27 protein-coding genes are annotated in these 25,079 nt (G+C 68.4%); 12 read left to right on the forward strand and 15 right to left on the reverse strand.

Annotated features, from left to right (window positions below; genetic code table 11):
• Nucleotides 1-12: 12 nt before the first annotated feature.
• Nucleotides 13-3,051 carry a response regulator gene (locus DXK32_RS04725; RefSeq protein ID WP_114857488.1) on the forward strand — a complete coding sequence of 1,013 codons (3,039 nt, stop codon included), beginning with the start codon at nucleotides 13-15 and terminating at the stop codon, nucleotides 3,049-3,051.
• 76 nt (nucleotides 3,052-3,127) lie between these two features.
• A complete protein-coding gene (locus tag DXK32_RS04730; RefSeq protein WP_094302956.1) occupies nucleotides 3,128-3,382 on the forward strand; it encodes a restriction endonuclease in 255 nt (84 codons plus the stop codon).
• Between the two features lie 17 nt (nucleotides 3,383-3,399).
• Here DXK32_RS04730 and DXK32_RS04735 read toward each other — a convergent pair whose 3' ends face one another.
• Both DXK32_RS04735 and serA read right to left on the reverse strand, forming a co-directional pair.
• On the reverse strand, nucleotides 3,400-4,149 hold the full coding sequence (locus DXK32_RS04735) for a hypothetical protein (protein WP_162801081.1): 750 nt from the start codon (nucleotides 4,147-4,149) through the stop codon (nucleotides 3,400-3,402).
• A 48-nt stretch (nucleotides 4,150-4,197) separates the two neighbouring features.
• Nucleotides 4,198-5,445 carry a phosphoglycerate dehydrogenase gene (gene serA, locus DXK32_RS04740; protein ID WP_114857490.1) on the reverse strand — a complete coding sequence of 416 codons (1,248 nt, stop codon included), beginning with the start codon at nucleotides 5,443-5,445 and terminating at the stop codon, nucleotides 4,198-4,200.
• Nucleotides 5,446-5,653: 208 nt separating this feature from the next.
• On the opposite strand from serA, the gene arsC reads away from it, so the two are divergent.
• Together arsC and prmB are read left to right on the forward strand one after the other, a co-directional pair.
• A complete protein-coding gene (arsC, locus tag DXK32_RS04745) occupies nucleotides 5,654-5,995 on the forward strand; it encodes an arsenate reductase (glutaredoxin) (protein ID WP_114857491.1) in 342 nt (113 codons plus the stop codon).
• A complete protein-coding gene (gene prmB, locus DXK32_RS04750) occupies nucleotides 5,996-6,937 on the forward strand; it encodes a 50S ribosomal protein L3 N(5)-glutamine methyltransferase (RefSeq protein ID WP_114857492.1) in 942 nt (313 codons plus the stop codon). It begins immediately after the preceding gene.
• A 1-nt stretch (nucleotide 6,938) separates the two neighbouring features.
• Here prmB and DXK32_RS04755 read toward each other — a convergent pair whose 3' ends face one another.
• Nucleotides 6,939-7,529: a GNAT family N-acetyltransferase gene (locus tag DXK32_RS04755; protein ID WP_114857493.1), complete on the reverse strand. Its 591-nt coding sequence runs from the start codon at nucleotides 7,527-7,529 to the stop codon at nucleotides 6,939-6,941.
• A gap of 482 nt (nucleotides 7,530-8,011) precedes the next feature.
• Between DXK32_RS04755 and DXK32_RS04765 the strand changes: the two genes are divergently transcribed.
• A complete protein-coding gene (locus tag DXK32_RS04765) occupies nucleotides 8,012-8,350 on the forward strand; it encodes a hypothetical protein (RefSeq protein WP_114857494.1) in 339 nt (112 codons plus the stop codon).
• A 22-nt stretch (nucleotides 8,351-8,372) separates the two neighbouring features.
• Here the strand turns inward: DXK32_RS04765 and pssA are convergent, their stop codons facing one another.
• Together pssA and DXK32_RS04775 are read right to left on the reverse strand one after the other, a co-directional pair.
• Complete coding sequence (gene pssA, locus DXK32_RS04770; RefSeq protein ID WP_114857495.1) at nucleotides 8,373-9,281, reverse strand: CDP-diacylglycerol--serine O-phosphatidyltransferase; 909 nt, start codon at nucleotides 9,279-9,281, stop codon at nucleotides 8,373-8,375.
• The gene (locus DXK32_RS04775) at nucleotides 9,278-9,976 is read right to left on the reverse strand and encodes a phosphatidylserine decarboxylase (protein WP_114857496.1); all 699 of its coding nucleotides are present in this window, start codon (nucleotides 9,974-9,976) and stop codon (nucleotides 9,278-9,280) included. The genes pssA and DXK32_RS04775 overlap by 4 nt, the downstream gene beginning before the upstream one ends.
• Nucleotides 9,977-10,103: 127 nt before the next feature.
• Here DXK32_RS04775 and DXK32_RS04780 point away from each other — a divergent pair, with 127 nt between their 5' ends.
• Entirely contained in the window at nucleotides 10,104-10,568 is a 465-nt protein-coding gene (locus DXK32_RS04780) for a hypothetical protein (protein WP_114857497.1), read from the forward strand.
• 16 nt (nucleotides 10,569-10,584) lie between these two features.
• On the opposite strand, the gene DXK32_RS04785 is transcribed toward DXK32_RS04780, so the two are convergent.
• Nucleotides 10,585-11,661, reverse strand: a complete 1,077-nt coding sequence (locus DXK32_RS04785; protein WP_114857498.1) for a LysM peptidoglycan-binding domain-containing protein — start codon at nucleotides 11,659-11,661, stop codon at nucleotides 10,585-10,587.
• 166 nt (nucleotides 11,662-11,827) lie between these two features.
• On the reverse strand, nucleotides 11,828-12,052 hold the full coding sequence (locus DXK32_RS04790) for a hypothetical protein (RefSeq protein ID WP_114857499.1): 225 nt from the start codon (nucleotides 12,050-12,052) through the stop codon (nucleotides 11,828-11,830).
• Between the two features lie 142 nt (nucleotides 12,053-12,194).
• Here DXK32_RS04790 and DXK32_RS04795 point away from each other — a divergent pair, with 142 nt between their 5' ends.
• The 4 genes from DXK32_RS04795 (at nucleotide 12,195) to DXK32_RS04810 (ending at nucleotide 15,481) form a co-directional block, all read left to right on the forward strand.
• On the forward strand, nucleotides 12,195-12,779 hold the full coding sequence (locus tag DXK32_RS04795) for a TIGR00730 family Rossman fold protein (RefSeq protein WP_114857500.1): 585 nt from the start codon (nucleotides 12,195-12,197) through the stop codon (nucleotides 12,777-12,779).
• Between the two features lie 240 nt (nucleotides 12,780-13,019).
• On the forward strand, nucleotides 13,020-14,243 hold the full coding sequence (locus DXK32_RS04800; protein WP_114857501.1) for an NADP-dependent isocitrate dehydrogenase: 1,224 nt from the start codon (nucleotides 13,020-13,022) through the stop codon (nucleotides 14,241-14,243).
• 158 nt (nucleotides 14,244-14,401) lie between these two features.
• A complete protein-coding gene (locus DXK32_RS04805) occupies nucleotides 14,402-14,782 on the forward strand; it encodes an oxidoreductase (protein WP_114857502.1) in 381 nt (126 codons plus the stop codon).
• Between the two features lie 90 nt (nucleotides 14,783-14,872).
• Nucleotides 14,873-15,481 (forward strand): exopolysaccharide biosynthesis protein, encoded by a 609-nt coding sequence (locus DXK32_RS04810; protein ID WP_114857503.1) that lies wholly within the window; start codon nucleotides 14,873-14,875, stop codon nucleotides 15,479-15,481.
• 88 nt (nucleotides 15,482-15,569) lie between these two features.
• On the opposite strand, the gene DXK32_RS04815 is transcribed toward DXK32_RS04810, so the two are convergent.
• The 4 genes from DXK32_RS04815 to DXK32_RS04830 all read right to left on the reverse strand — a co-directional run bounded on the left by DXK32_RS04815 (nucleotide 15,570) and on the right by DXK32_RS04830 (nucleotide 19,025).
• Nucleotides 15,570-15,953, reverse strand: a complete 384-nt coding sequence (locus DXK32_RS04815) for a GcrA family cell cycle regulator (RefSeq protein WP_114857504.1) — start codon at nucleotides 15,951-15,953, stop codon at nucleotides 15,570-15,572.
• A 175-nt stretch (nucleotides 15,954-16,128) separates the two neighbouring features.
• Nucleotides 16,129-16,920 carry an anti-sigma factor family protein gene (locus tag DXK32_RS04820; RefSeq protein WP_114857505.1) on the reverse strand — a complete coding sequence of 264 codons (792 nt, stop codon included), beginning with the start codon at nucleotides 16,918-16,920 and terminating at the stop codon, nucleotides 16,129-16,131.
• Nucleotides 16,920-17,423, reverse strand: a complete 504-nt coding sequence (locus DXK32_RS04825; RefSeq protein ID WP_114857506.1) for an RNA polymerase sigma factor — start codon at nucleotides 17,421-17,423, stop codon at nucleotides 16,920-16,922. Before DXK32_RS04825 ends, DXK32_RS04820 begins: the two co-directional genes overlap by 1 nt.
• Nucleotides 17,424-17,579: 156 nt before the next feature.
• Complete coding sequence (locus DXK32_RS04830; RefSeq protein ID WP_114857507.1) at nucleotides 17,580-19,025, reverse strand: NADP-dependent isocitrate dehydrogenase; 1,446 nt, start codon at nucleotides 19,023-19,025, stop codon at nucleotides 17,580-17,582.
• A gap of 250 nt (nucleotides 19,026-19,275) precedes the next feature.
• On the opposite strand from DXK32_RS04830, the gene DXK32_RS04835 reads away from it, so the two are divergent.
• The gene (locus DXK32_RS04835) at nucleotides 19,276-19,755 is read left to right on the forward strand and encodes a phosphate-starvation-inducible PsiE family protein (RefSeq protein WP_114857508.1); all 480 of its coding nucleotides are present in this window, start codon (nucleotides 19,276-19,278) and stop codon (nucleotides 19,753-19,755) included.
• A gap of 14 nt (nucleotides 19,756-19,769) precedes the next feature.
• Here DXK32_RS04835 and DXK32_RS04840 read toward each other — a convergent pair whose 3' ends face one another.
• From DXK32_RS04840 to DXK32_RS04855, 4 genes are all read right to left on the reverse strand, one after another.
• On the reverse strand, nucleotides 19,770-20,105 hold the full coding sequence (locus DXK32_RS04840) for an antibiotic biosynthesis monooxygenase family protein (protein ID WP_114857509.1): 336 nt from the start codon (nucleotides 20,103-20,105) through the stop codon (nucleotides 19,770-19,772).
• A 92-nt stretch (nucleotides 20,106-20,197) separates the two neighbouring features.
• The gene (locus tag DXK32_RS04845) at nucleotides 20,198-20,902 is read right to left on the reverse strand and encodes a hypothetical protein (RefSeq protein ID WP_114857510.1); all 705 of its coding nucleotides are present in this window, start codon (nucleotides 20,900-20,902) and stop codon (nucleotides 20,198-20,200) included.
• Between the two features lie 128 nt (nucleotides 20,903-21,030).
• On the reverse strand, nucleotides 21,031-22,722 hold the full coding sequence (locus tag DXK32_RS04850) for a methyl-accepting chemotaxis protein (protein ID WP_114857511.1): 1,692 nt from the start codon (nucleotides 22,720-22,722) through the stop codon (nucleotides 21,031-21,033).
• Nucleotides 22,723-23,164: 442 nt separating this feature from the next.
• On the reverse strand, nucleotides 23,165-24,358 hold the full coding sequence (locus DXK32_RS04855; protein WP_114857512.1) for a vWA domain-containing protein: 1,194 nt from the start codon (nucleotides 24,356-24,358) through the stop codon (nucleotides 23,165-23,167).
• A 67-nt stretch (nucleotides 24,359-24,425) separates the two neighbouring features.
• On the opposite strand from DXK32_RS04855, the gene DXK32_RS04860 reads away from it, so the two are divergent.
• A complete protein-coding gene (locus DXK32_RS04860; protein ID WP_114857513.1) occupies nucleotides 24,426-24,977 on the forward strand; it encodes an HD domain-containing protein in 552 nt (183 codons plus the stop codon).
• Nucleotides 24,978-25,079: the final 102 nt, after the last annotated feature.

Here is a 25,079-nt window from a genome sequence, read left to right on the forward strand (position 1 = left end):
AACGCACCCGCCGTGAACGACGGCGTGGCGGGCGATGACCAGTCCCAAGCCAGCGGCCTGTCGCTCCGCACCGGGCTGGTGCTGCTGGTCATGGCGGCGCTGCTGCCGATGCTGGGCTTCGCCGGCTGGACGGTCTTCCGCATGGCCGAGACGCAGAGCGCCGCCATCGAGCGATCCGGCCAGGATCTGGCGCGGACGCTGGCCGTCGCCGTGGACCGCGAACTCATGGCGATGGAGACGGCGCTCCAGGTTCTGACCACCTCCCCCCACCTGGAAAAGGGCGATCTCGCCGCCTTCCACCGGCAGGCGACCGAGGTGCTTCAGCACAGGGGCAGCCGGCGCGAGGGCGTCCACATCGTGCTCAGCAACGCCCAGGGCCAGCAACTGATCAACACCCGTCGCCCGTTCGGCGAACCGCTTCCCCGTGCCGCGGTGACCGGCCTGATCCGGCGGACGGCGGACAGTGGCCAGACCCAGATCTCCGAAATCTTCACGGGCGCCGTCGCCCAGCGCCCCCTGGTCGCCGTCGCGCTGCCGATCACGCGGAACGGACCTTCGGAACGCGTGCTGACCATGAGCGTCCCAACCGAGATGTTCATCGAGGTGCTGCGCCAGCAGGGCCTCCCGGACGGCTGGATCGCCGCGCTGTGGGACCGGCAGGGCATCGTCATCACCCGCACCGCCTCGCACGACACCTTCACAGGCACGCCGATTTCGGCGGACGTGTTCCGCCGGACCGCCTCGACCAGTTTCGGCTCCTTCGACATCGTGGCGCGGGACGGCACGCCGCTGTTCAACGCTTTCGCCCGATCGGAGCTGTCGGGCTGGACCGTCGCCGTCGGAGTCCCGCAGGCGCTGATCGCCGAGCCCATGCGCCGCTCGGTCGCGCTGGTGTTGTGCGGCGGCGGCATCCTGTTGCTGGTCAGTCTGGCGATGGCGCTGGTGGTCGGGCGGCGCATCGCCGATCCGGTCGCGGCGCTGGCCGGCTCCGCCCTGGCGCTGGGGCGGGACGGCCCGCACGCCGCGCCGATGATGACCGCCCCCGCACCGATCCGCGAGGTCAACGCGGTGGCCGGCGCGCTGAACCGGGCGGCCCGCCGCCTGCGCGACAGCGAGGCGCAGCAGCGGCTGGTCATGGAGGTCGTCGGGCTGGGCGTCTGGCGCTTCGACACGCGCAGCCGCCGCTTCCACGGCTCGGATCACACCGCGGCCCTCCTGGGCGTGCCGGTGCTCGACGGCGCCTCGGTCGAATCCTGGATCCGCAACGTCGCGGCGGACCACCGCAACGCCATCCGCGCCGCCCTCTTCCGCGACGACCCGTCGAAGGGCGAGCTGGAGGCGGAGTTCCCCGTGGGCTCGCCCGACGGGCAGGTGCGCTGGCTGGCCATGCGCGGGTCCTGCCTGACCGACCCGGACGGCACCACCCGCGCCGTCGGCATCCTGGAGGACGTGACGGAGCGGCGGCGCGCCCATGAGATGCAGCTGGGCGAGCTGGTGGACCGCCACGCCTCCGACCGCCGCCTGTTCGCCGCGATCATCGAAAGCTCCACCGACCTGATCGTCGCGGTGGACCAGGAGTGCCGCTACATCCTGTTCAACGGCGCCTACCAGCGGGAGGTCGAGGCGCTGTACGGCCACCGCCCGGCCATCGGCCAGCGCCTGCTGGAGATGTTGGAGCATCTGCCCACCGCGCAGGCCACCGCGGAATCCCTTTGGAACCGCGCGCTGGGCGGGGAACGCTTCACCATCGTGGAGGAGCTGGGCGACCCCACCCTGCAGCGCAAGCGCTACGAGCTGGCCTTCGGCACCATCCTGGACTCCAGCGGCCGGCGCATCGGCGCCTATCACGTCGGCCGCGACGTCGAGGAGCGGGAGCGCACCGGCCAAGCCCTGCGCGAGATCGAGGAGACGCTGCACCAAGCCCGCAAGATGGAGGCCATCGGCCAGCTCACCGGCGGCATCGCCCACGACTTCAACAACCTGCTCCAGGCCATCGGCACCTCGCTCTACCTGCTGCGCGCCGCGGGGGAAAGCGGTGGAGCCAGCCACCCCCAGGCCCTGGACATGGCGGAGAAGGCGGTGGAGCGCGGCGCCACCCTGACCCAGCATCTCCTCGCCTTCTCCCGCCGGCAGCGGCTGGAGCCGAAGACGGTCGACGTCGGCGCCCTGGTCACCGGCATGGGCGGGCTTCTGGAACGCACGCTGGGCGGCACCACGCGCATCGTGACCGAGACCGATCCCAGCCTGTGGCCGGCGCGGGTCGACCCGAACCAGCTCGAAATGGCCATCCTCAACCTCGCCATCAACGCGCGGGACGCCATGACGGCGGGCGGCACCCTGACCATCCGCACCGGCAATTGCCCGGACGACATGGAGGGACGGCCGCTCGACCTCGCCGCCGGGGACTGCGTGTCCATCGCCGTCACCGACACCGGCAGCGGCATGAGCGAGGAGACGGCGGCCCGCGCCTTCGAGCCCTTCTTCACGACGAAGGGCGTCGGGCACGGCACCGGCCTGGGCCTGTCGATGGTGCACGGTCTGGCCGCGCAGTCCGGCGGGACGGTGGTCCTGACGACCCGGCTGGGCACCGGAACGACGGTCACGCTCTATCTGCCGCGCGCCGACGCCGAAGAGGAGGCGGGCCACGATGCCGAGCCGCCCGCCGCCGTCCAGTCCCCACCCCGCCCCGCCACCATCCTGCTGGTGGAAGACGAGGCGCTGGTCCGCATGGCGACCGCAACGGTCCTGGAGCACGCCGGTTTCCGCATCATGGAGGCGTCCAGCGGCCCCGACGCGCTGGACGCCTTCGCCCGCGAACCGGAGGTGGACCTCGTGCTGACCGATTACGCGATGCCCGGCATGACGGGGCTGGAGCTGGTGCGGGAGCTGCGCGCCCGGCGCCCCGGCCTGCCGGTCCTCATGGTCACCGGCTATGCGGAGATCCAGCGGGCCTCGGCGCTGGACGGGCTGCCCATCCTACAAAAGCCCTATCAGGCCGACGAGCTGGTCGCGCGCATCCGCGCCGCCCTGCCCCCGGCGCCCCCGACCTGACGGCCGCCGCCCGACCGGACGCTCCATGCCGCCTGCCGCCCCGTCCCATCCGCCTTGCCCGCTCTGCGGACGTCCGATGGTGCCCGGGCCCAGCCTGAACGAGCACCACCTGATCCCGCGCACCTACGGGGGACGGGACACCGTGACCATGCACCGCATCTGCCACGCCAAGATCCACGCGGTGCTGAGCGAGGCGGAGTTGCGCGACCACTACCACACCATCGCCAGCCTGCGCGCCCACCCGGACATCGCCGCTTTCCTGCGCTGGGTGTCCCGCAAGCCGCCGGAATTCATCGACCGCCACGCCTCCGGGCGCGGGCGCCGTCGGTGACGCACCGCTCGATAGGTTCACACGCGCCCGAGGTAGCGGTTGATCTCGCCGTCGCAGGACTGGCCGATGCGCTCGTACTCGGCCGGGGTGTCGATGCGGGCCTGACGCGCGTTGCGCTCGCGCCCGAACTCGTCCATCAGCTGACGCATCGCCGCCTTGATCGGCTGCTCGATCGCCGCCATCACCTGCCGTTCGGAGCGCCCCTGGACCGGGCGGGAGCGGCCGACCACATCCTCCAGCCGGCGTTTCAGGACCGGCACATACTCGCGCAGAAGCTGCTCGTCCACCGCGACGTGGCGCATCTCGTGGGCCAGGACCTCGCCGTGGATGCAGCTGCCCTGCGGCAGTTCGCGGGCCACATAGACGGTCCGCTCGTCGTAGCCGAAGGTGACGGTCAGGGTCTGCGCCGCGCCGCAGTAGCGGCCCTGCCCCAGCGACGCCGTCATGACGCCGGCCTGCCATTGCTGATTGTATTGGATGGCCGCCAGACCCAGCGTGTGGGAGTTGGCGGTCCGCCCCGCGACCGGCCGCCGCCCCGGCTTCTGGGCCAGCTGCCGGATCGACTGGCTGTAGTCGGTGCGCAGCGGGGCGATCTGCAGATCGAGGATCACCCGGCCCGGCGCGAAGTCCGGACAGGTGGCGACTCCGCTCTGGGCAACAGCGGTTTGCGCCGCCGCGGGCGCTGCGAAGCCAAGCCCCCCGCCACCCAGGCACAGGAGCGTCAGGAGGCCGGCGCGCAGACGCGGTCGAAACGGGCGGAAGGTCATTCCGCCTATGTCGGTGCGGCCCCCGCCGAGGGCAAGGGCCGCAACGTCTCAGCGCTTGCCCGGATAGAGGAACCGCGCCTTCAGCGTGCCCTCGATGGCGCGCAGGTCGTTCGCCACCTCGTTCTCCTCCACGTCGCCGTCGACATCCACCACGACGTAGCCCAGCTCCGGGTCGGTCTGGAGATACTGAGCGGCGATGTTCAGGTTGCGGCCCGAGAACACCTCATTGATCTTGCGCAGCACGCCCGGACGGTTCTCGTGAACGTGCAGGAAGCGGGTGCAGCCGGCGTGGACCACCGGCAGGCCGACCTGCGGGAAGTTCACGGCGCCCAGGGTCGAGCCGTTGTCCGAATACTCGATCAGCTTCTGCGACACCTCGGTGCCGATGTTGGCCTGCGCCTCCATCGTCGAGCCGCCGATGTGCGGGGTCAGGATGACGTTGTCGAGCCCGCGCAGCGCGCTCTCGAACACCTCCTTGTCGCCGCCCGGCTCCTTCGGGAACACGTCGATGGCCGCACCCAGCAGATGCTTGTCCCTCAGGGCGGCGGCCAGCGCCTCGATCACCACGACCTTGCCGCGGGCGGCGTTGATCAGGTGGGCGCCCTTCTTCATGGCGCGGATCTGCGCCTCGCCGATCATGTCGCGGGTCTGCGGCGTGTCGGGGACGTGCAGGGTCACCACGTCGGACACCGCCAGCAGCTCCTCCAGCGAGTGGCAGGGCTGCGCGTTGCCGAGCGCCAGCTTGTTCACGACGTCGTAGTAGCGGACCTTCATGCCCATCGATTCGGCCATGATCGACACCTGGGTGCCGATGTGGCCGTAGCCGACGATGCCCAGCGTCTTGCCGCGGATCTCATAGCTGTCCTTGGCCGACTTCATCCAGCCGCCGCCATGCACGAGGTTCGACTTCGGGAAGATGCCGCGCATCAGCATGATGACCTCGCCGATCACCAGCTCCGCCACCGACCGGGTGTTCGAATAGGGCGCGTTGAAGACCGGGATGCCGAGTCGGCGGGCGGCCTTCAGATCGACCTGATTCGTGCCGATGCAGAAGCAGCCGACGCTGAACAGACGGGTCGCGGCCTCCAGCACCTTGGCGGTCAGATGGGTGCGCGAGCGGATGCCCAGCATGTGGACGGACCCGATGCGCTCCAGCAGTTCCGATTCGTCCAGCGCGTGCGGCAGACGCTCCACGGTGGCGTAGCCGCCATGCGCCAACTCGTTGATGGCGTTGTCGTGAACGCCTTCGAGCAGCAGGATGTTGATCTTGTCCTTGGAGAGCGAGAGCTTCGTCACGGCCGGAATCCGTCGAAATGAATGGCCCCGCGCGCGGCGGGCCGCCAATAATGCGAGCGCGCAAGGTAATGCCAAGCGCCGGCCTTGTCACGCGAGGGATGTTGCGCCGCCGCCGCCATTCCGCATGGCGGGTTGGCGCCGCACGCGGAGCGGGTGTATTCCTGCCACCGACAAGGTCATGGCTGGGACGAGCGAGGGAAACACCGGGATGAGCGACGTCACCATCTACCACAACCCGCGCTGCACCAAGTCGCGCCAGACGCTGGAGCTTCTGAGGTCCAGGGGCGTCGAGCCCACCGTCGTGGAGTATCTGAAGACCCCGCCCGCCCCGGCGGAGCTGAAGGCCATCCTGGCCAAGCTGGGCAAGGGCCCCCGCAACATCCTGCGCGCCAAGGAGGCGGCGGAGGCCGGGATCGCCAAGGATCTCGACGGCGACGCCCTGATCGACGCATTGTCCGCCAACCCCGCCGCCATCGAGCGGCCCATCGTCGTCACGGGCGACAAGGCCCGCGTGGGCCGTCCGCCGGAAAGCGTTCTGGAGATCCTGTAAGTGACCAAGCCCTCCCTGGACCTCACCCCCGCCGACGCGGCGACCGAGCTGCGCACCGTCCGCGACCTGATCCGCTACGGCGTCAGCCGCTTCACCGAGGCCGACCTCGACTACGGCCACGGCACCACCAACGCCCATGACGAGGCGGTGTTCATGGTGCTGGAGGGGCTGAGCCTGCCCATCGACCAGCTCGACCCCTATGTGGACGCCCGGCTGACCCTGGCGGAGCGCCGCAAGGTCGCCGACCTGCTGCACGCCCGCGTGGAGACGCGCAAGCCGGCCTCCTACCTGCTGAACAAGGCCTACATCCAGGGCATCCCCTTCTATGTGGACGAGCGGGTGATCGTCCCGCGCTCCTACATCGGCGAGATCCTGTTCTCCGACCTGATCGGCGGCGACGACTTCACCCTGGTCGAGGACCCGACGGAGGTCGAGCGGGTGCTCGACCTGTGCACCGGCTCCGGCTGCCTCGCCATCCTGGCCGCCCAGATCTTCCCGGAGGCCCATGTGGACGCGGTGGACCTGTCCGCCGACGCGCTGGAGGTGGCCAAGCGCAACGTCGCCGACAGCGGGTTCGAGGACCGCATCGCCCTGCACCATGGCGACCTGTTCGCGCCGCTGAAGAACCGCAAGTACGACGTCATCATCACCAACCCGCCCTATGTGGACGCCGAGGCGATGGCCAACCTGCCGCCGGAGTTCCGCCACGAGCCGCAGATGGCCCTGGCCTCGGGCGACGACGGGCTGGACATCGTGCGCCGCATCCTCAAGGAGGCGCCCAAGCACCTGACGCCGGAGGGCGGTCTGCTCTGCGAGTTCGGCACGGGCCGCGAGATCCTGGAGGCCGAGTATCCGGACCTCGACTTCTTCTGGGTGGAGACCGCCAACAGCTTCGGCGAGGTCTTCTGGCTGACCCGCGACCAGCTGAAGCCGGGAAAGTAAGCTAGACCGGGCGCCGGAGCAGCACGCTTCCCCCCTGGTGCGGCAGCCGCTCGTGCCAGGGGATGTCGGCGCGGCCGATCTCGGCGAAGCCCTCCTTGGCGTAGAGCCGGCGGGCGTCGGCGTTGTCGGCCCAGACATGCAGCGTCACCCGGTCGAACCGGCCTCGGCGGGCCCGCTCATAGACCCAGGCGAGGAGCTGGCCCGCGATGCCGCGGCGGCGCCACGCCGGATCGACGGCCAGCGCCGACAGGAAGTAGCTGCCCCAGTCGTGCACCCGGTTGAAATCCTCCATGTGGGCCAGCCGGTCGACGGGCAGCCCGCTGTAATCCTGGGTCTTGATCCAATCCACCGGGTAGGCGTGGGCGACCCCGACAATCCGCCCCGCCACCTCCGCCACGCCCGAATGGCGGTGGGAGAAGGATCCCGACGTGCCCGCCAGCCCCGGCACCAGCATTTCCGCCGCCGTCTGGCCGGGCACCAGCCCGTCGAGCAGGAACTCGTAGACGCCGCCGCCGGCCATGTCGATCAGCCGCGCCAGCTCCGGCGCGTCGTCCGGCTCGGCCGAACGGATGTGGATGCCGTTGTCGTTCATGGCTTCGCGTGTCCTGTCGGATGGAATTTATTGGTTGCCGCCGCCTATATCCCCTCTCCCCTCCGGGGAGAGGGCTAGGGTGAGGGGGTTGCGCTTTTGCCGGACGTGCTGGAAACGCGCATCCCCTAACCGGCTCTCAGCGGATGCCATAGGCATCCGCCTGACGCCGTCAGCGCTGGCCTTCGGCCAGCGCGAGAGGCCCTTGGGGCCACCCTCTCCCCGCTTTCGGCGGACCGGAGGTCCGCCTGTCGCGTCAGCGCAAACGAAGTTTGCGCGTGAGCGGAGGGGAGAGGGTTAATGGGCTTCACTCCCCGACTCCATTGACCGTGGCCGCCCATCGCCCTATCCTGACGCCCATGATGGACCGTCCCCTTACCCTGGGTCTGCGAATTAGCAGCCCGGTTCTCCTGTGAGAGCCGGGGTTTTCGCGCGTCTGCAGGTCTGACCCTGCACTCAATCGACTCAAGACCAAGGTAAGAGCTATGTCCACCGTCACGTTGTCCGCCGTCACGCTGGCGGCGCCCGCCGCCGAATCCCGTCCGACCGATCCGAACCGTCTCGTCCGCTTCGCCGTGCAGGCCGACGCCGATCCCGGCACCCTGCCCCGCGTGCTGGAGCTGTTCGCCAAGCGCGGCCTCGTCCCCCTGTCGCTGAACAGCCGCCTGCTGGGCGAGACGCTCACCGTCGAGGTCGAAATGACCGGCATGGTCGCCGCGGAGTCGAACCATGTCGGCAATTGCCTGCGCCAGATCCCGATGGTCCTGGCGGTCGCCGTGACCGAGCGGACCGTCCCGCTGGACCTGCCCGCCGCGGCCGAGTGACGGCGACGGCGGGCGTCCGGCGTCAGTCGGACGGCGGCGTCCTGGTCTTTTCAGACACCATCTCAGGCGACGGGGGCGGCACGTCCGAAGCGGCGACGACTGCCTCCTCGGCCGAGGTCTCTTCCGTCTCCTTCATCAGCTGGGCGGCCTGCTGCAGCTTGCGGAACTGCGCCACCGAGAAAGGCAGGCTCGCCAGATAGGCCAGCCCGAGGAAGGCCAGCGTCCACCAGGGCTGGCTGACCAGCGAGGCGGCGAGCAGGCCGACGCCGACCAGACCCGGCACCACATACTGGGTCGGCACCCGCATGCCCTTGAAGGAGAAGGTCGGCAGCGTGCTGACCATCAGCCCGCCCATCGCCAGCGTCCAGGGCACGACGACGGCCGGGTGGCCGGCGATGTCCGGCCCGGCCTCGAAGCCGATGACCATGGGCAGCACGGCCAGACCGGCGCCCGCCGGGGCGGGAACCCCGGTGAAGTAGTTGAAGGCCCAGGGCGGCAGGTCGACGTCCAGGCGGGAGTTGAAGCGGGCCAGCCGCAGCGCCGCGCAGACCGCGTAGGCCATGGCGGCGATCCAGCCCAGGCTGCCGGCGCCGTTCAGCGCCCACAGATACATCATGAAGGCGGGGGCCACGCCGAAGCTGATGACGTCGGACAGGCTGTCCAGCTCGGCGCCGAACTTGCTCTGCCCGTTCAGCAGGCGGGCGATCCGCCCGTCCAGCGCGTCGAAGATCGCCGCGATGACGATGCAGACGACCGCCTGCTCCCACCGCTCGTGCATGGCGAAGCGGATGGCCGTCAGGCCGGAGCACAACGCCAGCACCGTCAGCACGTTGGGCAGAAGATGGTTGATCGACAACCCCTTCAACCGCGGATGCGGGCGGCGCGCCCGGCGCTTGCGGAACACTGCCGGCTTGAAGACCGGACGCTTCATCGGCGGACATCCCCCTGCCGTTGCGGTTCGGTGGCGGTCAGGTCGGCCAGCACGGTCTCGCCGCCGATCGCCGTCTGCCCGACGCAGACCAGCGGAACCACGCCGTCCGGCAGATAGACGTCGGTGCGGCTGCCGAATCGGATCAGGCCGAACCGCTCGCCCGCCTTGACCTCCTGGCCGGCCTTCACCCAGTAGAGGATGCGGCGGGCGACGAGGCCGGCGATCTGCACATAGGCAATCTCACGCCCGTCGGGAAGACGGTGGCGGAAGGCGGCGCGCTCGTTCTCCTCGCTGGCCTTGTCCAGCGCGGCGTTGACGAAGGTGCCCTTGTGATACTCCGCCGCCACCACCGTGCCGTCCGCCGGCACGCGGTTGACGTGCACGTTGAAGACGTTGAGGAAGATGCTGACGCGGGTCAGCGGCGTGTCGCCCATGCCCAGCTCCGGCGGCGGAACCGCGGGAACGATCATGGTCACGCGCCCGTCGGCGGGGCTGACCAGCAGGCCGGGCCGCGTCGGCGTCACGCGATCGGGATCGCGGAAGAAATACACGCACCACAGGGTAAGGACGAGACCCAGCCAGCCCAGCGGTTTCGCCACGGCAAGCCCGAGAATCAGGGAGACCACGGCGAAGGCGGCGATGAACGGCCAGCCGGCGCGGTGGATCGGAACGACTACGGTGTTGAGGGCGGACATCGCCGGTTACTTCAGCCTCGGATCGTTGGAGCGGCGCATTCTAGACAGCATCCCCCGCCCTTTACAGAATTTTAGCAGGGAAGGAGCAGAGTGACGCCACCGACACCACAGGAATGAGCGAGCCCCCGTGTCCGTTCCCGCCGCCCGCCTTCAGGCCATGCCGTCGCTCGCGCAGGTCTCGCAGACCGCCCTGCCCTTCAGCCCCGACACCTTCGTGATGACTCCCGAGGGCGTGCTGGGCATCGCCCAGCCGCCGCGCCCGGCGCGGCTGCACTTCATGGCCGACGGGCTGCCCTTCAGCATCGCCGTCAGCTTCGACGGGGAAACGTCGCGCTCGCAGGTGTGGGCGGAGATCGGCCACATCCCCTACACCGCCCAGTCGCCGGAACGACGGCGCCAGCTCCTGGCGATCCTGCGGGGCATCCAGGACCGCCGGGGAACGCGTTTCCTCATCCAGGAAGGCCAGAAGATCCTGCTGTTCTCCGAGGCGGAGTATGAGGGGCAGGCGACGCCGGAGGATCTGATCCACCAGACCGTGGTCGCGCTCCAGCAGGCGCGGCCCTTCCTGCGCCTGCTCGCCCCTTACCTGTAACTCAGTTCGGAAAAACTCAGTTCGAGACCGGCAGCGCGAAGATCTGGCCCGGATAGATCAGGTCCGGGTCGCGGATCTGGCCGCGGTTGGCCTCGTAGATCAGCGTGTACTGCACGCCGTGCCCGTAGGTGGAACGGGCGATCCGCCACAGGCTGTTGCCGGGCTGGACGACCATCGAGCGGCCGTCCGGCAGGTTGGCCGGAACCTCCGACACCTGCACCGGCAGTTCGACGCGGGCGGTGACCTTGCCCGAGTCGGTGACCTGATCGGCGCGCAGCGTGTAGACGCCCGGCGCCACGGCGCGTTCCGGGCGCAGCCGCCATTGGCCGTTCGGGTCGGTGTGGGCGCTCCCGACCAGCAGGTTGTCGAGATAGAGCTGCACGGCGCTCCCCGGCTGCGCCCGCCCACCCATGGCGACCTGCCCCGCGGCGTCGTAATCCATGCTTTCCAAAGACACGCCGCCCGGCGGCGGCGGGGCCGCAACGCCGCGGGTCGTCGGAGCGGCCGGCCCCTTCGGAGCCTGCAGGATCGTGCTGCCCAGCCCATCGCGCGGCATGGCGACGGCCAGCGGACCTGCCAGCGGACCTGTGGGCGCTTCCGAGGATGCCCCGCCGGTGGCCGGCGGCGGGTCGGGCACCACGACCACCACGACGCGCTCCGACGGCGTCGGTTCGGCGGCGGGGGTCGCCTTCTCCGACAGGCTCAGCTCGCGGGCGCCGGGGGCCAGGGGCTGGTCGGGAAGCAGGACCCACTCGCCCCGCGCGTCGGCGCTGACGGAGCCGAGCGCGCGCTCCCCGTCATGGACGGTCACCGACGAGCCCGGCGTGGCCCGGCCGGCCATCACAGTGGCGCCGTCCGGGGCGACGCGCACGATGTCGAAGCGCGGACCGGCGGGCTCCTCCGCGGCTTTCGCCGGGGCGGGGGCGGTTGCCGGCGGCTTGGCCGGGGACACGCTGCCCAGCGCGACGGTTGTTCCGGACCCGGCCGTTCCGGCGCGGGAGCCCGGCGCGGGCGCCGGATCGAAGGCCAGATACGCGACAACGGCGGCCGCGGCGACCGTCGCCGCACCGCCGAACAGGAGAGCTTGCTTCACCGGAGCACCGCCGCATCATTGCCGGCGGACACGCCGGCCTGCGGAAGGATAGCAGATTGCGACGGTGGAACTGAACACCGCCGATGGAGCAGACGCATAGCCGCATCGGGACCCGCGCACCGCCTTCGCGCCGCCGGCGGCAGGGCCCCCGTCCGCAACGGCGGACTCACTTCTCCAACTTGGCGACCGTCTCGGAATGGCGGCCCGAGGAAAGGTCCCCTGGAGAAACATCGGCTGCGGAGACGCTGGTTTCCGTGGCCTGAACCGCCGTGGCGCCGCCCGCGTTCGCCTTGCCCCCGCCGGTCAGAAAACCGATCCCGCCGCCGAAGCCGAGAAACAGGAACGTGGCCACCGAGATGGCGGCCAGGGCGTTGACGACGCGCGAATCCATAATGATCCCTCCCGATGGGCTGAAGTCCGATGTCCGGGTAGACGTCGCCCCGGCTTTGCTATTCCCTTGCTTTAGGTGATCCTGCCGGACGCACCGGAACAGTCACCGGAACGTGTACCCAACCGACGAGAAAGGGTGAGCGATGAAAGCCCTGAATTCCGTCTGCGTCTATTGCGGCTCATCCAGCCGCGTCGCCGCCGTCCACAAGGAGGCTGCCCATATGTTGGGCGACGGGCTCGCCCGGCGGGGCATTCAGCTCATCTATGGCGGCGGGCGCGTCGGGCTGATGGGAATCGCCGCCGACGCGGCGCTGGCGGCCGGAGGTCAGGTCGTCGGCATCATCCCGGAGCACATCCAGTCCGCCGAGATCGAGCACACCGGCCTGACCGAGCTGCACGTCGTCGACAGCATGCACACCCGCAAGCGCATGATGGTGGACCGCGCCGACGCCTTCGTGGTGCTGCCGGGCGGACTCGGCACGCTGGACGAGGCGTTCGAGATCCTGACCTGGAAGCAGCTGGGCCTGCACGACAAGCCGGTGGTGATCGCGGATGTGGATGGCTACTGGCGCCCCTTGCTCGGCCTGATCGACCATACGGTGGCGCAGGGCTTCACCCAGCCGGCGCACCGCGCGCTGTACACCGTCGTCGATGACGTGGACGACGTGTTTGACGCGCTGGCCTATGAACCGGAGCCCGCGCTGAAGATTCCCACACAAAAGCTCTGAAAAGGCCAAGTGGTAGGACCAGATCGCGCAAATTGCGCCGTTTTCAGCGCGATATCGTCTGTTTTGATGCCCCGCGGTCCTTTCTTTCGGCGGTGCCCCGGTGCTATATAACCGCCATCCGTTTCCGTCCGGGGAACCGGGGCCCGTCTTCGGATGGACGCCCCGGCCCGTGCCCTCGCACAGCGCGCCCGGCGTCCAAGCATAAGACAACCCCTACCCGTTCGGGGAGAACTCGCACCCATGACGAAGATCAAGGTAGCCAATCCGGTCGTCGAACTCGACGGCGACGAGATGACGCGCATCATCTGGCAGTTCATCAAGGACAAGCTGATCCTGCCGTACCTCGACATCGACCTGAAATACTATGATCTCAGCGTCGAGAACCGCGACAAGACGGACGACCGGGTGACGGTCGAATCGGCCAACGCGATCAAGCAGTACGGCGTCGGCGTCAAGTGCGCGACCATCACCCCGGACGAGGCGCGGGTGACGGAGTTCAATCTCAAGAAGATGTGGAAGTCGCCGAACGGCACGATCCGCAACATCCTGGGCGGCACCGTCTTCCGCGAGCCGATCGTCTGCTCCAACGTTCCGCGCTACGTTCCGGGCTGGACCAAGCCGATCATCATCGGCCGCCACGCCTTCGGCGACCAGTACAAGGCCACCGACTTCGTCGTTCCCGGCAAGGGCAAGCTGACGATCAAGTGGGTGCCGGAGGGCGGCGGCGAGCCGATCGAGCACGAGGTGTACGATTTCCCGGGCGGCGGCGTCGCCATGGGCATGTACAACCTGGACGAGTCGATCGAGGGCTTCGCCCACTCCAGCTTCATGTACGGCCTGGAGCGCGGCTACCCGGTCTACCTGTCCACCAAGAACACGATCCTCAAGGCCTATGACGGGCGCTTCAAGGACATCTTCCAGAAGGTGTTCGACGAGCATTACGCCGCCCAGTTCAAGGCCAAGGGCCTCGTCTACGAACACCGCCTGATCGACGACATGGTCGCCTCGGCGCTGAAGTGGGAAGGCGGCTTCGTGTGGGCCTGCAAGAACTACGACGGCGACGTGGAGTCGGACGTGGTGGCGCAGGGCTTCGGCTCGCTGGGCCTGATGACCTCGGTGCTGATCACGCCGGACGGCAAGACCGTCGAGGCGGAGGCCGCCCACGGCACGGTGACCCGCCACTACCGCGAGCACCAGAAGGGCAAGGAGACCTCCACCAACCCGATCGCCTCGATCTATGCCTGGACGCAGGGCCTGTCCTACCGCGGCAAGTTCGACAACACGCCGGACGTCGTGAAGTTCGCCGAGACGCTGGAGCGCGTCTGCGTCGAGACCGTCGAGTCGGGCTTCATGACCAAGGATCTCGCGATCCTCATCGGTCCGGAGCAGCCCTGGCTGACCACCAAGCAGTTCCTCGACAAGCTGGACGAGAACCTGCAGAAGAAGATGGCCGCCTGGGCGTAACGCCGGTTCCGCGTCAGGTGCGACGACGCGTCCCGGTCAAACGGGACGCCGGGTCGATGTAAGGTTGCGGCGGGGAGTTTCGGCTCCCCGCTTTTTTCTTGCCCGCGCGGCCACGGCGGCAGCGCGGACCCGACGAACCGGAATTCGAGACTTTTACCATGGCCAAGGACATCTTCCGCATCGCCGTGATCGGCGCCGGCGAAACCGGAACGCCCCTGCTGACGCAGCTTCTGGACGCGCCCTTCGTCGAGATCCTCGGCGTCGCCGACCTGGACGCCGAGGCGCCCGGCATGCGGCTCGCCCGTGATCGCGGCGTCGCCACCACGACCGACTTCATGGACCTCGCCCGGCTCGGCGAGGCGGTGGACGTGCTGATCGACGTGACCGGCGTGCCGAAGGTGCGCGAGGCGCTGCGCCAGCACATGCAGGACAGCGGCAACAGCCACACGCTGATCGTCCACGAGATGCTGGTGCAACTGATGCTGTCGCTGCTCAGCGGCCGTCTGGTGCAGGTGAAGCACGAGGTCGAGGAGTACTGACCCCCGCCTTTGTCCCCCTTCCCCTTTCCTACGGGCCGCCGCGCCCCCACATCCACGCGGCGACGATGGAACAGGGAATTGGGACAGGTCATGGAGACGACAGACCCGGCACGGGCGTCCGCGCTGCTCAAAAGGCTGCACGGGCGCATGACCGGCGACAAGCCTTCGCTGGGCGAGGTGCTGGGCCATCTCGGCGACCGGGCGCCGGGCTTTCTGCTGCTGGCACTGGCAATCCCCGCCGTGGTGCCGACGCCGGGGCTGCCGGCGGGTCTGATCTTCGGCACGGTGCTGGTTCTGGTGGCGATCCAGATGATCGTCGGCCGCGACCGACTGGAGCTGCCGGGCTGGATCGGTCGCCGCCGTGTGGCGCGCACCACCCTGGAAAAGATCGTCGAGAAGGGAACGCCGCTGGTGGAGCGGCTGGAGGCCCGGCTGCGCAGGCGCTGGCCGTCGCTGACCCATCAGGGGGTGCTGCGGCCGCTGGGCCTTTTCGTGCTGGTGATGGGAATCCTGATCGCCCTGCCCATTCCGTTCGGCAACACCCTGCCCGGTCTGGCGGTGCTGGTGATCGCGCTGGGGCTGATCGTCAAGGACGGTCTGGCGGTCGCCGCCGGTCTGGGGCTGGGCGTGGCGGCGGCGGGAGTGTCGGCGATGCTGATCGCCGGGAGCTGGTGGGCGATCGCCTCGGCGCCGATCTGAAACCGGTCATGCCGGTGATCGCATCGGGCGGGCGCCCGCGTGAAGAGCGCCCGAAATCCGGAAATCCGGCGGAGAAAGCCGACAGAGTCTAGGCGGCGCCGACGGTGCGGTCGCCGGTGTTGCGGTCCTCGTCGCGCTTCTTGCCGGAGGACGCCGGCTGGTAGGCCACCGCCGCGTGCTCGGCGCAGTAAGGCAGGCCCGGCAGCGAGGGCTTGCCGCAGAAATGGAAGTCCTGGTGCTTCGGGTCGCCGACCGGCCATTTGCACATGCGCTCGGTCAAGGCGAGGATCGTCGCGCCGCGGGTCGGCTTCTTCTTGATCGGCGACGGGCGCCCCGACAAGCCAAGGCGGTGCGCCTTCCCGATCACCGCGTTGCGGGTGATGTCGCCCAGGATGTCCGCGATTTCACTCGCGCTCAGCCCCTGGGCCCAGAGGTCCTTAAGCTGCTGAACCCGCTCGTCCGTCCAACTCATCCCCTGTCTCCCGTGGTCCGGTAACCGGTGACTTGGTTAACCAATATACCTTCCGACCAGACGGCCGTTTTCCATAAGGCGCAATATTTTGTGCCCAACGCCGGCCAACCTACCAGATGGCCGGATAGAGGGATAGGGGGCTTGAGCAACATTCCTGTGCATAAGTCTGTGGGTGTTATGAGTTCAACGCGCCGTACACCTCCTCGGCTATGGCCGAAAGGGTCACGCGGTCGAGGTCGCCCGTCACCGCCCACGCCAAACCGTTGTCCCGCCAGTAGAAAGCCTGGACGTTGCCGTCCTGGGCAAACCGGAAGGAGGTGTCCGGCGCATCCGAGGCCGGCCGGATGTAGAGGGTGATGCGGCGACCGGCCGCATCCTGGTACATGAGCTGGGCCGCCGGCCCCCGCGCATCGGACAGCAGCCGCCCGCCCACCAGATCATAGCCCGTCGCCGCCAGCCTGGGCGCCCGCAGGGGCTTGCCCAGGCGCTTGGACAGCCAGCCCACGAGATGCGCCTCCTGGTCGGCGCCGACCTCGACGGGATGGCGGACCTCCACCGCGAAGACCCGGTGCGCCGCCACCGCGTCGGCGACGAAGGCCGCACCGCCGCCGCCCGCTCCGCCCGACCAGCCGCGCAGCCACCAGCCCCCCGCCCCGCCGGCGATGAAGACCAGCAGGACCGCCGCCGCGGCCAGCGCCGGCAGCCAGCGCCGCGGGCGCACCGCCGGCCGGCCCGTCGCGCGGGCGTAGGGCGGCACCAGGGCCGCCGGCAAGGGACGGTCGATCAGCGGGCCGAAGGTGTTCTTGAGCATGGCCCGCTGGGCGCGGTAGCGGTCGAAACGGCGGGCCAGATCGGGGTTGCCCGCCAGATGGCGTTCGACCTCGCCGCGCCGCTCCTCCGGCAATTCGCCGTCCATCCAGGCGTGCAGTTCGGCCTCGGTCACCGGGCTGTCGGGTTCGGTGTCCATCACTTGATCCTCCTCACCGCCTGCTCCGTCCCGCCGTCCAGCAGGACGCGCAGCTTCTCGCGGGCGCGGGCCAGCCGCGACATGACGGTTCCCACCGGAACCCCCAGCACCTCCGCCGCCTCGCGGTAGGACAGCCCTTCCAGTCCGGTCAGCAGAAGCACGGCCCGGTGCTCCTCCGACAACTGGTTGAAGGCGCGCACGAAATCCCGCACCTCCGCCCGGTCGGCGGGGGCGGCGCTGAGCGCCAGATCGTTGGCGAGATCCTCCACCGGCACCTCCGGCCCGCGGCGACGGCGCCAGCGCAGGCCGGAGACGTGCAGGTTGTGCAGGATCGACAGCAGCCAGCCGCCGAGCCGGGTGACGTCCCGCAGCGTGTGCCGGTTGGCCAGCGCCTTCTCGACGCAGTCCTGCACGAGGTCGTCGGCGTCGGACAGGTTGCCGGCCAGAGCGGCGGCATAGCGGCGCAGCCGCGGCACCTGCGCGGCGATGGCCCGCTCGTCCACCGTTCCGTTCGCTGACGGGCCATTCGCTGACGGGCCAATCGCTGGCGGGGGATCGGGAGGCGGCTTTGGCAGAGGCATGCGGCGGCGCTCCCCTTGGAAGGATGTCCTGCCCGTCTGGACGCCCGGCCGCGGCGGATTATTCCGCCTCCTCGCGCCTCAGGTGGCCGAGAAGCCGGACTTGCCGTCGAAGTTGCAGAGATTCTCGGTCTGGGTGAAGTCCAGCCCGGCGCGGGCGAGGCCCGACAGCAGCTCGACGATGTCGGGGTGGCCGACCGCCACGCCCTCCGGCGCCAGGAAGCGGCAGCGCCAATGGTCGGTGCAGAAGACGCCGATGTTGCCCTCCGGCCAGACCTTCTGCGAACGGTTGGAGATGCTGGACAGGCGCAGCGCCGGTGTCGCCACCGGCAGGACCAGCCCGGCCAGCTCGTCCGGATTGCCGCCCGGCCAGTGCAGGAACACGTCCACCCCCACCAGTTCCTTCACCGCCTTGCGACGGGGCGACAGCCGCACCCCGGACTCATAGGCAGGGCGCGCGGTGACGGCGTAGCCGACGGTGGGCAGGGTCACCGGCATCTGGCCCAACCGCTCCACCACCGCGTCGGCGAAGGCGTGGGTGCCGACGCGCTGGCGGCTGACCCCGCGGTTGAAAATGTCCACGGTGTGGACGCCGTCCTCGACGGTCTTGAGCCAGGCGTTGTGAATGCGCGCCGCGACATCGCCCTGCCCGATGTGGACCAGCATCATCACCGCGGCCATCAGCAGGCCCGACGGGTTGGCGATCCCCTGCCCCGCGATCATCGGCGCCGAGCCGTGGATCGCCTCGAACATGGCGCAGGCGTCGCCGATGTTGGCGGAGCCGGCCAGCCCGACCGAGCCGGTGATCTGGGCGGCGATGTCCGACACGATGTCGCCGTACAGGTTCAGCGTCACGATCACGTCGAACCGCTCCGGCTGGTCGGCCAGACGGGCGGCGCCGATGTCGACGATCAGATGGTCGGCCTTGATCTCCGGGTATTCGGCGGCGATCTCGTTGAAGATCTTCAGGAACAGCCCGTCCGTCATCTTCATGACGTTGTCCTTGACGAAGGCCGTCACCTTGCGCCGGTGGTTGGCGCGGGCGTAGTCGAAGGCGTAGCGCACGATGCGCTCCGACCCCGGCCGGGAGATCAGCTTGACCGACTGGATCACGTCGTCGGTCTGGCGGTGCTCGATCCCGGCGTAGAGGTCCTCCTCGTTCTCGCGGATGATCACCACGTCCATGCGCGGGTGCCGCGTGCGGACATAGGGATGGTGCGACACGCAGGGCCGCACGTTGGCGAACAGCCCCAGCGTGGTCCGCGCGGTGACGTTCAGCGACTTGTTGCCATAGCCCTGGGGCGTGGTGATCGGCCCTTTCAGGAAGACGCGCGTGCGGCGGATCGAGCCCCAGCCGGCGGCGTCCAGCCCGCCCAGATGGCCGCGGCGGTAGACCTGCTCGCCCGCCGGCACCTCCTCCACCTTCAGGCGGGCGCCGGCGGCCTCCATCACGTGAAGCACCGCGTCGGTGATCTCCGGACCGATGCCGTCGCCGCGGGCGACCGTGATGGGGGTGGTTTCGCGCATCCATTCACTCCTGGGGGAACCCTCGAAGGAACGACGCCGGAGGGACCGCGGCGACCCTAGACGAAATCAGGCCCGGAGTTCAATGGCCGGTGCTTTTTTCCACCTGCAAAGCCGGGACCATTGATGCGGCGACTTGACGCTGATCTGCAATGCTTGCGTTTTCCCCATGGCGGCAATGGCAAAACGGCGGGGGCGTCCGCCGGGTTGGGCTTCTATCTTCCCGCACCCTTCGACCTTGCGACACGCCACGATGCTGCAATCGCTCCCCCGCACCGCACCCAACTCGCTTCTCGAACAGGGCCTGATCCGCGCCCTGAAGTCCTTCAACGGGCTGCTGCACGTCGTCCTGGCGATCGCCCTGGTCGCGGCGAGCGCCATGGTGGTCTGGGAATTCTTCATCGAAGCCTGGGCGGCCTTCCAGAAGGACCAGCTGGCGCACGGCTTCCTGCACGCGCTCGGCGTGCTGTTCATCGTCTGGACGCTGTCCGCGCTGATCTCCGCCGAGGTCGACTATGTGCGGACCAACCGCTTCCACCTGCGGGTCTTCCTGGAGGTGGCGATGATCACGCTGCTGCGGCAACTGATCGTGCGCCCGGTCCAGGCGGTGGCGGGCGACGTGCAGACGGGCGATTGGTCCAGCCTGTGGCAGTACGGCCTTCTGCTCGCCGGCCTCATCACCGTCGCCATCGCCCACCGCCTGATCGGCGACGAGGACGCTTTGAAAGGCTGAGCGCACCCGGCGGCTCAGCCCTCGCGCTCCACGGTCTGCCCCACCACGGTCTGGATCACCTCGAAGCCCTCGAACTGCGGCGGGCCGAGATAGAGCGGCTTGCGGTCGCCCGCCCCGCGATGGGCGGCGCGGAACTCCTCCGAGCGGGTCCAGGCCTGGAAATGCGCCTCCGACTCCCAGACGGTGTGGGAGGAGTACAGGCGGTGGTCCTCATGGCGCGGTCCGCGCAGCATGTGGAACTCGACGAAGCCGGGGACCTTGTTCAGATGGACCTCGCGGTTCAGCCAGAGGTCCTCGAAGTCCTGCTCCGACTCCGGACGCACGCGGAAACGGTTCATGGCGATGTACATGGCGGAGCCTCCCGATGCCGTCCCTGAAAGCGGACCCTTCGACCCGAGCCTTCAAGGTGACGACGGAGGCCCGCCCCGTCAACCGCCCGCCGTCAGACCTCGCCCTTGGCGAGATCGCTGTGCAGCCGTCCGATGGTGTCGGCCAGATTGATGCCCAGATCGAACAAGACGTCATCCCACGGGATGGCCTTCCACTTGCCCTGATCGGCCGCCTGCTTGCACGCTTTGCGGGTTGCCGACTTGATGTTCACCTCCTTGGGCGCCTTGCTGTCGACGTATTCCTTATAGGCCTTTTCCGACGCGTCCTCCTTCGAAAGCTTGCGCTTCAGGATCAAGTCGTACAGCTCGATGTTCTCCATCGAGAATTCCTTCTTGGCCTGCTTCTGCAGCAGCTTGAACCAGTAAGGCGACTTGAAGTACCCGTCGACGTCCTTGGGCAGATCGTCGAACCGCTCCAGATCCGTCACGACGTTGGCGGCGATCTTGCTCAGCGACGCCACCATGGCGGCGCACGCTTCGGCGTAGACCGTGTCGCCGTCCTGCTTGGCGGCCTTGCCGGCCGCGTCGAGCGTCGGGATGTAGTTGCCCGCCGCGCTCTGGAAGGCGCGGGCGTGCTTCTGCGCGTCCTTGATCGTCGCGGCGGCGTCGTAGCTCTTCAGCGCGCTTTCCAAGCCGGTCGAGCTGATTTTGCTGAACAGCTTGCCGAAGCGGCTCTTGGGGTCGGGCTTCTTCTTGCCCGTTGCCTTTTCGAAGCGGTCCTTCGCCTTTTTCCAGGACTCCAGATAGGATTTCGCCACGGCCTTCTCCCTTCGAACGCTGGTTGGCCGTGACGATAGAAACGGGAATTCGGTCCGGCAAACGCCGTTCGGTCCGTTCAGGAGGAAATGGGCGGGAGGCGTCCGGCGCCTCCCGCCCGCCCCGCCCCTCACGCAGCGCGGATGCCGGCCAGGAAGCGCTCGACCTCGGACCGCAGGACCTCCGACTGGCGGGACAACTCGCCGGCGGCGCCCAGCACCTGGGTGGCGGCGGAGCCGGTCTGGGTGGCGCCGTCGCTGACCTCGGTGATGTTGGTGGTCACCAGATGGGTGCCCTGAGCGGCCTGCTGCACGTTGCGGGCGATCTCGCCGGTCGCCGACCCCTGCTCCTCCACCGCCGAGGCGATGATCGTGGCGATCTCGCTGATGGTGCCGATGGTGTCGCCGATCCCGTTGATGGCCGCCGCCGCCCCGCCGGTGGCCTCCTGCATGGAGGCGATCTGGGAGGCGATCTCCTCCGTCGCCTTGGCGGTCTGGTTGGCGAGGTTCTTCACCTCCGAGGCCACGACGGCGAAGCCCTTGCCGGCCTCCCCGGCGCGCGCCGCCTCGATCGTCGCGTTGAGGGCCAGCAGGTTGGTCTGGCTGGCGATGTCGGTGATCAGCTTCACCACGTCGCCGATCCGCTGCGCCTGCGCGACGAGGCCCTGGACGCGCTCGTTGGTCTGCTGCGCCTCGCCCACCGCGTGGCTGGCGATGGTGGTGGAGCGCGTCACCTGACCGCTGATCTCGTTGATCGACGCGCTCAGCTCGTTGGTCGCCGCGGCGACGGTCTGCACGTTGACCGACGCCTGTTCGGCCGCGGCGGCCGTGCTGGCCGCCTGCCCCTTGGTCTGGTCGGCGGTCGTCAGCATGCTCTGCGCCGTGGCCTCCAGCTCCGTGGCGGCCGACGCGACGGTGCGCAGGATGCCGGAGACGTTGCGGTCGAAGGACTGCACCAGCTCCTCGACGGCGTGGGTGCGCCGCTCCTTGGCCTGGCGCTCCGCCTCCTCGGCAACCCTCATGCGCTCGCGGTCCACGGCGTTGTCCTTGAAGACCGCCACCGCCTTGGCCATGCCGCCGATCTCGTCGCCACGGCCGAGGCCCGGCACCGTCACCGAGGTGTCGCCGGTCGCCAGACGGGCCATGACGCCGGTGATTCCGGCGATCGGGCGGGAGATGCCGACGCGCGCCACCAGGACGCTCAAGGCCAGCGCCCCGAGGCCGCCGCCGATGCCGACGACCATCATCAGCGTCGTCATCAGGCTGTTGACGGCGCTCAGTTCGTCGTTGGCCTGAGCGATGCCCTGCATGTTGCGTTCGGAGGCTTTGTCCATGAACTGGCCGAGCTTGCTGCGGAGCGCGCGGGCCTCGGGCGTGTCGCCATGGGCACGCGCCTTGTCCGGACCGGCCTCCATCCCGAGACGGGCCACCTCGTTGCGGTGCAGGACGAAGGCGCGGGCCGTCTGCTGGATCTCGCCGAAGGCCACCTTGTTTTCCGGCGGCTGCAGCGCCTCCAGCTTGCCCATGAGCTTTTCCAGTTCGCCGGTGGCGCCGAGTATGTTCTTGGCGTAGGGCGTGGCGTCGGCCGTTCCGTCCGCGGCGTAGATGCCGCGGCTGTCCATGACGACCTTGTAAATCAGGCTGTTGATCTGCTCGTTGATCAGGGCGCGCCGGGACCAGTTCTGAATCTGGTCGAACTTGTCGTCGTAGGCCTGCATTCCAAACGAGCCGACGCCACCAATGATAGCGGCCACCACACCCAGGATCGCGACAACGCTGTAGATTTTGCCGCTGATGCTGATGCGCGCAAGAACACCCTCCATTTTCCCTGACCCTCATCGACTGCATGCTGTGAACGGGAAGCCTCATGCTTCGTAATGCAATCGTATGCGTTCAAGGCAGAACGATTCTCAGCAGGTCTTTGGTCATGAATGTTGCTGGGAAGCCGCAGAAATGACGATCAATGTTTAAAACCAGTCAAAACATAACCACGATTGTATCATATAGTAATACAAATCCAAATAATGTTCAGATACTTAACTTTGCGACTCGGATATCTTGATCTGGGGAAGCCGCAAACTCGCTCCGTTTTCAAAACAAATCAGTTCGAGTGTACGGATATTGGCAAGCTCTTCTCAGCCAGCGATTGATAATCCATCCCATCTGAAATCATCAACACATATCATCCATTTCGGCGCACGCCGATGGATTGAAAATCCGCAGATTTGGATTGGATTTTTGAGAGGCGCGGTTGTCGGAGGACGCTTAGCGCACCAGTTCGCGCATCGCCGCGTCCAGCCCCTGCAGCGTCAGCGGGTACATGCGGCCGCCCAGAAGCCGCTGCAGCATGCGCGTGCTCTCCGTATAGCCCCAGCGCGATTCCGGCGTGGGATTAAGCCAGACGGCGCGGCTGTAAACGGACAGCATCCGCTGCAGCCAGACCTGCCCCGGCTCCTCGTTCCAATGCTCGACGCTGCCGCCGGCATAGGCGATCTCGTAGGGGCTCATCGCCGCGTCGCCGACGAAGACCAGCTTGTAGTCGGCGGGATAGGTGTGCAGCACGTCCCAGGTCGGGGTGCGCTCGTCGTGGCGGCGCCGGTTGTCGCGCCACACGCTCTCATAGACGCAGTTGTGGAAGTAGAAGTGCTCCAGATGCTTGAACTCGCCCCGCGCCGCCGAGAACAGCTCCTCGACCAGCCGGATGTGGTCGTCCATCGAGCCGCCGATGTCGAGGAACAGCAGCACCTTCACCGTGTTGTGCCGCTCCGGCACCATCTTCAGGTCCAGCCAGCCGGCGTTGCTGGCGGTGGCGCGGATGGTGCCGGGCAGGTCCAGTTCGCTGGCCGCTCCGGTGCGGGCAAACTTGCGCAGGCGGCGCAGCGCCACCTTGATGTTGCGGGTGCCGATCTCGACCTGATCGTCGAGATTCTTGAACTCCCGCTTGTCCCACACCTTCACGGCGCGGCGGTGTCGGGATTCCTTCTGGCCGATGCGCACGCCCTCCGGGTTGTAGCCGTAGGCGCCGAAGGGCGAGGTGCCGGCGGTGCCGATCCATTTGGAGCCGCCCTGGTGCCGCCCCTTCTGTTCGGCCAGCCGCTCCGCCAGCGTCTCCATGAGTTTCTGCCAGCCGCCCAGGGCTTGTATCTGCGCCTTCTCCTCGTCGGTCAGGAAACGTTCGGCCAGCTTGCGCAGCCATTCCTCCGGCAGATCGACCACGGGAATTTCGTCGCCCCCGGCGCCCTCCGCCCCTTCCAACCCTTTGAAGACCTGCCCGAACACCCGGTCGAAGCGGTCGAGATTGCGCTCGTCCTTCACCAGACAGGCCCGGCTGAGGTAATAGAAGTCTTCGACGCGGAAGTCGGCGACGCCGCGCTTCATGGCTTCCATGAGCGTCAGGTACTCGTTCAGCGAGACCGGCACGCCCGCCTTGCGCAGTTCGAAGAAGAAACCCGTGAACATGCCGCCTCCCCCCGTGGGGTTTCGCCCCCATCCGCCCTCATCGTAGCGCCGACCCGCCAGGAACGCCATGACAGCCCTTCTCGACTTCGCCCGCGCGCTGGAGTTCGCCGCGCACAAGCACATCGACCAGCGCCGCAAGGGCGTGCGCGCCGAGCCCTACCTCAACCATCTGTCGGAAGTGGCGTTCCTGTGCGCCGAGGCGACGGCGGGCAAGGACCCGGTGGTGGTCATCGCCGCCCTGCTGCACGACACGCTGGAGGACACCGACGCCTCCTATGAGGAGATCGAGCAGCATTTCGGGGCGGAGGTCGCTGGCGTCGTGGCCGAGACCACCGACGACAAGCGCCTGCGCAAGGCGGAGCGCAAGCAGCGGCAGATCGACGCCGCCCCGACCGCGTCGGCCCGCGCCAAGCTGGTCAAGCTGGCCGACAAGGTGTCCAACCTGCGATCCATGGCGCACAGCCCGCCCGCCGACTGGCCGCTGGAGCGCAAGGTCGAGTATTTCGAGTGGGCGCACGCGGTCGTCGCCGGGCTGCGCGGCACCGACGCGCGGCTGGAATCGCTGTTCGACCGCGCCTATGAGGACGGTCTGGCCGAACTGCGCGGCGACGCGGTCTGACCCATTTTGCCGCTGCGGCGGCTGATTTACCGCAGTGTGACTACATCACGGAAGGCTTATAAAAGAGGGACTAGGTTGACCGCCGCGTCAAAGCAAGGTCGC

The organism is Azospirillum brasilense (assembly GCF_003349955.1).
Classification (GTDB): Bacteria; Pseudomonadota; Alphaproteobacteria; order Azospirillales; family Azospirillaceae; genus Azospirillum; species Azospirillum brasilense_B.